The 7,256-nt window shown below is 36.7% G+C and carries 9 protein-coding genes; 4 read left to right on the forward strand and 5 right to left on the reverse strand.

Annotated elements, in window-relative coordinates:
- Both ABGX27_00930 and ABGX27_00935 read right to left on the reverse strand, forming a co-directional pair.
- A partial coding sequence (locus ABGX27_00930) for a pyridoxal-phosphate dependent enzyme (protein ID MEO2068062.1) occupies nt 1–361 on the reverse strand: 361 nt, incomplete at its 3' end.
- The gene (locus tag ABGX27_00935; GenBank protein MEO2068063.1) at nt 333–1,421 is read right to left on the reverse strand and encodes a tRNA (guanine-N1)-methyltransferase; all 1,089 of its coding nucleotides are present in this window, start codon (nt 1,419–1,421) and stop codon (nt 333–335) included. The genes ABGX27_00935 and ABGX27_00930, both read right to left, overlap by 29 nt.
- Nucleotides 1,422–1,490: 69 nt before the next feature.
- On the opposite strand from ABGX27_00935, the gene argJ reads away from it, so the two are divergent.
- Nucleotides 1,491–2,666: a bifunctional glutamate N-acetyltransferase/amino-acid acetyltransferase ArgJ gene (gene argJ, locus ABGX27_00940; GenBank protein MEO2068064.1), complete on the forward strand. Its 1,176-nt coding sequence runs from the start codon at nt 1,491–1,493 to the stop codon at nt 2,664–2,666.
- Between the two features lie 22 nt (nt 2,667–2,688).
- Here the strand turns inward: argJ and ABGX27_00945 are convergent, their stop codons facing one another.
- Entirely contained in the window at nt 2,689–3,294 is a 606-nt protein-coding gene (locus tag ABGX27_00945) for a peroxiredoxin (protein ID MEO2068065.1), read from the reverse strand.
- Nucleotides 3,295–3,879: 585 nt separating this feature from the next.
- Between ABGX27_00945 and speD the strand changes: the two genes are divergently transcribed.
- Nucleotides 3,880–4,269, forward strand: a complete 390-nt coding sequence (gene speD / locus ABGX27_00950; protein ID MEO2068066.1) for an adenosylmethionine decarboxylase — start codon at nt 3,880–3,882, stop codon at nt 4,267–4,269.
- Nucleotides 4,270–4,299: 30 nt separating this feature from the next.
- Here the strand turns inward: speD and ABGX27_00955 are convergent, their stop codons facing one another.
- Nucleotides 4,300–4,686 carry a TraR/DksA C4-type zinc finger protein gene (locus tag ABGX27_00955; GenBank protein MEO2068067.1) on the reverse strand — a complete coding sequence of 129 codons (387 nt, stop codon included), beginning with the start codon at nt 4,684–4,686 and terminating at the stop codon, nt 4,300–4,302.
- Between the two features lie 79 nt (nt 4,687–4,765).
- Here ABGX27_00955 and ABGX27_00960 point away from each other — a divergent pair, with 79 nt between their 5' ends.
- Together ABGX27_00960 and ABGX27_00965 are read left to right on the forward strand one after the other, a co-directional pair.
- Nucleotides 4,766–5,953 (forward strand): pyridoxal phosphate-dependent aminotransferase, encoded by a 1,188-nt coding sequence (locus tag ABGX27_00960; GenBank protein MEO2068068.1) that lies wholly within the window; start codon nt 4,766–4,768, stop codon nt 5,951–5,953.
- Nucleotides 5,946–6,458, forward strand: coding sequence for a PH domain-containing protein (locus ABGX27_00965; protein MEO2068069.1), 513 nt, complete (start codon nt 5,946–5,948; stop codon nt 6,456–6,458). The genes ABGX27_00960 and ABGX27_00965 overlap by 8 nt, the downstream gene beginning before the upstream one ends.
- Before the next feature lie 142 nt (nt 6,459–6,600).
- On the opposite strand, the gene ABGX27_00970 is transcribed toward ABGX27_00965, so the two are convergent.
- Nucleotides 6,601–7,256, reverse strand: a 656-nt coding sequence (locus ABGX27_00970) for an FprA family A-type flavoprotein (GenBank protein ID MEO2068070.1), incomplete at its 5' end; no start/stop codon positions are given.

Raw genomic sequence — 7,256 nt, forward strand, 5'->3', positions numbered from 1 at the left:
AAGCTTGCATTCCTCCAGTAGAAACTAAAACCAATTCTGCTCCATAAGCCTGCAATATTTTACGGCGTTCTATGCTCATCCCTTCTGGCATAACTATAATAATTCTATAACCTTTTGCTGCACAAACAAGAGCAAGACCTATTCCAGTATTTCCACTTGTTGCCTCTATAACAGCTTTATCTTTTGTTAATTCTCCGTTCTTTTCTCCTTCCTCTATAATAGCAAGAGCAACCCTATCTTTTATAGAACCTCCTGGGTTGAACATCTCAAGCTTTAAAAAGATCTCTATCCCTTCTACTTCCACTCTTAAAAGAGGAGTATTTCCTATTGTTTCAAGAATAGATCTTGATAATGTCACCATCCTTTATCTCCCCTAAAATCAATATTTCTTTCCCTCTCTTTTTTATCTTTCCCTTCACTCTACTTAAAAGCGTATCTTTGAACACAACAAAACCACCTATGTGTTTTGCTCCTTTTCTAAAATGAAAATCGGTAAGTAAGAACTCCTCCTTCCATTTATCGTACAAGCTTTCGGGAATTCCTCTAACAACTTCACCATTTATAACAAACCTATAGATAGAGTTCTCTAAAGCTTTCCTAAGCCACTTAAGCTTTGAAGTTCTTGTAAAGTTTCTTCTTACAGCTTCTTCAAGAGAAATTTCTTCCGTTAAGTATTCACAAACTATTTTTATTATGTCATTTATCCTATCTGGAACAAGTTTTATACTTCCTTTGTAGGTAATTCTTCTATGCTTAGCATTTTCAAGCACCCTTTTTGTCCAGCCGTCCATTCTTTCGCCGCTATCAACAATACCACCGACAACAATTACCGTATTAGCATCAACTTCTTCGTGAGTAAATTCCTTATCTCCATAAGGGTCAAGAACAATTACATTATCACTTTCAATGTCTTCCAAAACTTGAAAAGGAACGAAAGGATGAAAGAATTTCCCCACATCTTCTTTTGCCCTTTCTTTACAAGAAGTAAGAACAAAGTTTTCAGGTGTAAAGTAATCCTTTACAATACCAAAAGAAATCTCTATCTGATTAAAAAGACTCTTTTTCTCTTTTTCGGAAAGCTTTTCGTATAAGGAAAAATCTACCGCAATAGTTGGATACCGAAAGTTTATATCGCTAAAGTCTATAACACTTTTACCTTTCCTTATTATCCCTGAGTCTGGAGCTTCTTTCCCTAAAAGTCCAAGCAAAGAAACTCCACACTGCTCGTCCAGAACTGTTCCGGGCTTTATAGTTTCTCCAAAGGAAGAAGGTGTAATGAAAGAGAGATCTCCTTTTACAAGTTTATAAGCAACACGGTTAAAAATGTCTCCTCGAGTAGGACGAAAGAGTATTTTCGGTTTCTTAAAACCTTCCTCTTTTATCCTCTCTGCAACAAGAACTTTTGGCTTTTTAAACTTCATCTTCTATCCTTTGGTTTCAAAAGTTGTTCCTATAAAATTAAGAACAAATTAGGAAACGGGGTAGGTAAGATGAAAAAAGGAATAGCGGAAGTTCCGGGTATTTATTGCGGAGTAGGTTTTGGAGGAATAAAGAAAACCGAAAAAAAGCTCGAAAGACCTGATGTTCTTGTTATTTCCACCGAGAAACCTTGTGAATTTGCAGCAGTTTTTACTCAGAACGATGTTCAAGCAGCACCAATAAAGTTTTCAAAATCTATAAAGGGAAAAATCTTCGGTATTGTTGCTAACAGCGGAAATGCTAACGCTTGCACAGGAGAAAGAGGTCTTAAGGACGCTAAAGAAATGGCAAATTTCACTTTGAAACTGTTAGGAAAAGATGGAAACTTCTTGGTAGCTTCCACAGGAGTAATTGGTGAACCCCTTCCAATGGATAGAGTGAAAAAAGGAATAGAAGAAGCGGTAAACAATCTTGGAAAGGCTAAAGGGGAAGAACCTGCAAAAGCAATAATGACAACAGATACCTTTCCCAAAGTAGCCTTTTTTGAGGGAAAAGGCTTTGTCATTGGTGGTATAGCAAAAGGAGCGGGAATGATAGACCCTTCTATGGCAACCATGCTCTCTTTCGTAGCTACAGATCTAAAAGTGTCAAAGGAGTTTTTAGATAAAGCACTTAAAGAAGCTGTTGATGTTTCGTTTAACGCAATTACTGTTGATGGAGATATGAGCACCAACGATTGCGTCTTTTTAATCTCTACTGAAAAGTCTTCAAAAGAGTTTGATGAAAAAGTCTTTGAAGAATTCAAAGGAGGGCTCACTAAGGTTTTAAAAGATTTAGCCTACCAAATAGTCAAAGATGGAGAAGGAGCAACAAAAATTGCAAAAATAGTTGTAGAGGGAGCACAGAGTCGCGAGCAGGCAAGAAAGGTTGCAAGAAAAATAGCACTTTCCCCTCTTGTTAAAACAGCACTTTTTGGAAACGACCCTAACTGGGGAAGAATAATTGCTGCAGCTGGAGCTGCAAAGGCTGGAATAGTAGAAGAAAAAACAGAACTTTTTATCGGTGATTTCCTTCTATTCAAAGGAGGAAGAACTGAATTTGTTGAAGAAGAGGTATTTAAATATCTAAAAGAAAACGATGAAATATTTATTAGACTTAATCTTAATCTTGGAAACGAAAGCTTCGAATATTTAACTTGTGACTTAAGCTATGACTATGTAAAAATCAACGCTGAGTATAGAACTTAAAAGGGGCGTAAAGCCCCTTTCTTTATTCAGAAAGAATTTCTTCAATCGTAATAACAGTTCCAACTTTTCCGACAATGTCAGGTCCTGGTTTAAGAGTTTTCTTTCCGGGTCTCCAGTTTGCAGGACAAGCTTCATCTGGATTTTCATAAACGTGCTTCCAAGCTTGGAGCTGTCTTATAAGCTCGTGAACGTTTCTTCCAACTGGTGGATTGAGAACTTCCTCAGCAACAATAATTCCGTCTGGGTTGATGATAAATCTTCCTCTTCTTGCAATTCCTGCATCCTCAATGTAAACACCGTAATCCCTTGCTGTCTTTCCTGTTGGATCTGCAGCTAGTGGGAATTTAAGATCTTTTAGGAGTGGTTCTACCTCGCAGAAGAGCTGGTGGCTAAAGTGTGTATCTGTTGATACAGCGAGAACTTCTGCTCCAAGATTTCTAATCTCATTAATTTTCGCGTTTACTGCTGCTATTTCTGTTGGGCAAACAAACGTAAAGTCCGCAGGATAGAAACAAAGAACTAAGAACTTTCCTTTGTAGTCCTCGAGTTTTACAGTTGTGTACTCTTTCTTAACAGGGTCGTAAGCGTTTAGACAAAAATCTGGAGCTTTTTGTCCTACAAGAGCCATTTTAACCTCCTTCTTTTGTTTTCTTACCTTTAATGATAATTATTATCAGTTGTAAATTCAATGCAAAAAGATCTATTGTTAATTCTTCTTGGATAGAAATTGGCTATACAATACTTTGCAAATTGTTTGTTATTCTTAATTCTCATATTAACTGAAGTTTTTCTGATAATTTCAATTCATTCTCTAGACACTCTCTCCAGCATTTCCTTTCAACTTTCCAAACTTCTTCTGCTATTTTTATTAAGTACTCTAACTTATCCTATAGCTTCTTACTATATCCCCCATAGTCATTTTCGTTGTCTATCTTCTAACCTACTTCTGGTTTATCAGGTATTATTACAAAAAGCGTGTTGGACGCTTGTAGCAGAGAATTTTTCTATTTTCCAATTCTTAAATAGTACTTCCTAATAGTTAAACAATAGAGTTGGCATCCTTCAAAAAGTATTATTATGCATGGTAAAAATGTCTTCCTCTTGAAAGAGAGAAGTAAAATTTGATTTAATAGTGAAAGTGCATATAATTGACACCTGCAATCCCGCCGAGCTTTGGGGAGGTGATTTAACTCTATATAAGGAGGACAGAAAAATGGCAAAGACCCTCGGTGTTCACATCGTAGCTGACCTTTACGGATGTGATCCGGAGATCTTAAAGTCTGCTGAAAAGATGGCTGAAATCTTTGAAGGAGCAGTTAAACATGCCAATCTAAATAAACTCTCTTCATACTACCATCAGTTTGAACCATTTGGAGCAACAGGGGTTGTTGTAATCTCAGAATCCCATCTTTCATTTCATACTTGGCCAGAACACGGTTATGTTGCCATAGATGTTTATACTTGCGGAGATCATGAGAATGCATTTAAAGCTTTTGATTATATAGTGGAAAAACTTAATCCAGAAAAGGTCGAAAAAGAGGTTCACTTTCGAGGAGTTGTAAACGAGGAAGAGGAAGTTACTTTCTGTGCAAGCGTGGGCTGAGTAAAAAAAAGGGGGAGAATACTCCCCCTATTATTCATCTTCTCCAAATTTTCTTTCAAAGTTTTCTTGTTCAAGTTTACATTTGATACAGAGTTCAGCTACAGGTCTAAGTTTAAGTCTTTCAAATTGAATGCATTCTCCACACTTTTCACAAATTCCGTAAGTTCCTTCTTCCATCTTTTGGAGGGCTTTTTCTATTTTCTTAAGATACTTAGCTTCCCTATCTCTAATTCTCATTTCGAAAGTTCTTAAAATTTCATCAGTTGACATATCCACTATATCTCCAACTTCCCGCTCAGAGTGAAATTCGTCTTCTAAACCCCTTTTTATATCTTCCAACACTTCCTTTCTTCTTTGTTCTAAAATTTTTCTTAGTTCTTCCATTTGTTCCGGAGTTAGGCACTTGTTCCCCTTCATAATTACCTCCTTCTTTATGATGTGGGAAAAGTAGTAACAACTTTGTAAAATGTCAACGACAACTTTAAGGGGGATTGAGATGAAACTATCCAAGAGAGTTTTAAACATGTCGCCATCTCCAACGATGGCAATTACTTCGAAAGCCAAGGAGATGAGGGCGAAGGGTATAGATGTTATAGGTTTTGGAGCAGGAGAACCGGACTTCGATACTCCCTTTCACATTAAAGAAGCAGCAAAGAAAGCGATAGATGAAGGTTTTACAAGGTATACAGCTCCAGCTGGTGTTCCAGAACTTAGAAAAGCTGTTGCAGAGAAACTAAAAAAAGAAAACGGAATAGATTACGATCCGTCCCAAGTTGTTATTACAGATGGAGCAAAACAGGCACTCTTTAGCCTAATGTTATCGGTAATTGAAGAAGGAGACGAGGTAATAATTCCTGCCCCTTACTGGGTTACCTATCCAGAGCAGGTAAAGTTTGCAGGAGGAAAACCGGTTTTTGTAGAAACAAAAGAAGAGAACAACTTTTCTCTTACATTAGAGGACATTAGGCCGGCTATTACAGAAAAGACAAAAATGGTGATCCTGTGTACTCCAAACAACCCTACCGGTTCCGTAATAGACAAGGAGGAACTTTTAAAAATTGGTGAATTTTGTGCTGAAAGAGGGATCCTAATAGCTTCAGATGAATGCTACGAAAAACTTACCTACGATGGATTTAAGCACACAAGCATTGCTTCTCTATCAGAGGAAATAAAGTCAATAACAATCACTATCAACGCTCTTTCTAAAGCTTTTTCAATGACCGGTTGGAGAGTTGGATATGCTGCAGGTCCAAGAGAAATAATTGACGCAATGATAAAGATTAACTCCCAGTCTATTTCAAATGTGAACTCTATCGCTCAGAAAGCTGCAGTAGCTGCTTTGAAGGGTCCCCAAGATTTCTTAAAAGATTGGTTAAAAGCTTTTGATGAGAGAAGAAAATACATGGTTGAAAAGCTAAACGAAATTCCAGGAGTTAAGTGTCTCTTGCCAAAAGGAGCTTTCTATGCATTTCCGAACGTTAAGGAACTTATAAAGCAAGCAAACTTGAAAGATGACTTTGCCCTTGCAGATTACCTTCTTGAGAAGGCAAAGATTGCTGTTGTTCCTGGTAGTGCTTTTGGAATGCCAGGATACCTAAGACTTTCTTACGCAACTTCTATGGAGAACATAAAGGAAGGACTTGAAAGATTTAAATCTGCTGTAGAGGAACTATTAAATGGATAGAAAAATTTATAGAACAGATAAATTTACCTTTTTGGGATATGCCCTTTTAGTTCTTACATATTCTCTGTTTTTTGGACTTTTAGTGGTGAGAAGTGGAGGAGTTTCTATTAACTCTTTAATTTTTGTTTTACTTGTTCTACCTGTTGCTGCTTACTTTTTCTTCCTTTCAAGGAAAAAAGTTATCATTGATAATGAAGGGATAAAGGTTTTCGGTATTACAGGAAAAAAAGAATTTAAGTGGCGAGACATACAAGAAGTTTCCGTTTCTGCTGGAAGAAAATACTTTCTATTCATAGCAGATAAAGAAGGTAAACTGGCTGTAATAGACGATTCAACCGAGAATTTTAAAGAATTACTCCAAGAAATAAAGAAAAAAGTTTCTCCTAACAAACTTCCTGAGAATTTTGATAGTGTAATTAACTCTTACAGACGTTCTTATGGAAGTATAATTCTTATTTACATAGCTTCTCTAATTTTGCTATTTGTTCTCTTCCAGTCTTTATAGCAAGCCGCCGCTGATGGCGGCGGTCAACTAATTTGTATATTCTTCTACTTTTCTAGCTATCAAATCAGCAAATTTTTCTAATTTCTCATAATCTTCTTTCTTTGGTAATCCTTTAATCATTACAGGTTCAAGCCATTCAGCTTTAAGGTTCAAGGTTCTTAAGGGTATCTTTAACGTGGTTAGCCATAACGATTCCGTTCCAGCCATAAGAACCAACAAGGCTAACAAACTTTGTTTTAGGTCTTAAACCATTTACAAGGTAAGCAAACGAAATGACCGCGGGATGGGCACCGGCAAGAACAGTTGGAGGTGCAAAAATAACTCCAGCTGCATCAACCAAGTCCATAGCAATGTTTCCAATATCGGTTGTCATAAGATTATAAGGTCTTACAGCAATACCTCTCCTGCTCAGTTCAGATGTTAGAAATTCAACGATCTTTCTGGTACTTTCATGCATTGAAACAAAAGGAATGAGAACTAAAGGTTTAACTTCATCAGAAACCCATTCCTTGTATGCATTCAGTACCCTTTTGGTATCTTTAATAACAACACCGTGGCTCGGAGCTATTATTTCTGGATTAAGATCATCTATTAGGCTAAGATGTTTCTTTATAAAGTTTCTAAAAGGCATCATTATTTCAGAATAGTATCTTTTTGTTTCTAAGTAAACTTTAGCCTTATTTTCATTAGAAACGTCAAAAAGCTCACTTGTTGCTATGTGAGATCCTAAGAAGTCGCAAGAGAAAAGAATTTTATCTTCTACTAAGTAGGTTAACATCGTTTCTGGCCAGTGAACCC

The organism is Desulfurobacteriaceae bacterium (genome assembly GCA_039832905.1).
Taxonomy (GTDB): Bacteria; Aquificota; Aquificia; order Desulfurobacteriales; family Desulfurobacteriaceae; genus Desulfurobacterium.